The organism is Rhizobium sp. 01T444, from assembly GCF_056398305.1.
This window is the reverse complement of the sequence record NZ_JBFTPD010000185.1, coordinates 1-696: the sequence shown is the minus strand read 5'-3', so window position 1 is coordinate 696 and position 696 is coordinate 1. Positions and strand designations below refer to the sequence as shown.

The window sequence follows — 696 nt, the reverse complement described above, 5'->3', positions numbered from 1 at the left end:
CCGCATAGGCGTACCGGCTGTGCGTGAGCCAGACGCGCGAGCCCGTCTTGAGGTCCATCGCCAGCGCGGCCTCGAAATGGCGCTGCGCGACCACCCATTGGCGCATGACGGTGGCCAGGCTGCCCAGCACCCGGTCGGCAGAGCCGAGGCACGGCCCGCCCGAGTCGGCCACCAGGTTGGCGCCGGCATGGTCCTTCAGCAACGGATACAGCAGCGCCGCGCGCCTGGCGTCGCCGAGATAGACGCAGACCTCGGCGGCGAACATCATGACCGTCATCGTGCTGGCGTCGGTCGGCGCGGTCGAAGCGCGCTGCCAGGGCAGGCTCTCGAACTGGGCTGCGCATTCGGCGCGCATGTCCAGTTCGGCATAGAGCAGGGTCAGGCCGGGCACCCAGGTCTGCGACATCGGCGTCGTGCGCACGAAGTGCTGCAGCAGAGGCAGCGTCTCGCGCAGCCGGCCCTGCTCGCGCCGCAGGCAGAACATCTGTGTTCCATAGACGCCGACCGCCAGATCTTCGGCCACGCGACGGCCGATCGCCAGGGCCTTGCCGGCCCACGCCTCGGCGTCGGCAAAGCGTCCTTCGTTGATGGCGACCACGCCTTCGACGAAGTTGCAGATCGCCTGGTCGTGCAGCGAACCCTCCTGCCGCGCCATCCGCAAGCCCTGCGCCTTCAGGCGCGCGAGCGCGGGCATGT

At 69.8% G+C, this 696-nt stretch carries 1 pseudogene; it reads right to left on the bottom strand.

Going from position 1 to position 696, the window contains the following annotated elements:
• Window positions 1-696 (bottom strand): annotated as a pseudogene (locus tag AC1DTN_RS37885) (hypothetical protein); the annotation flags it as partial.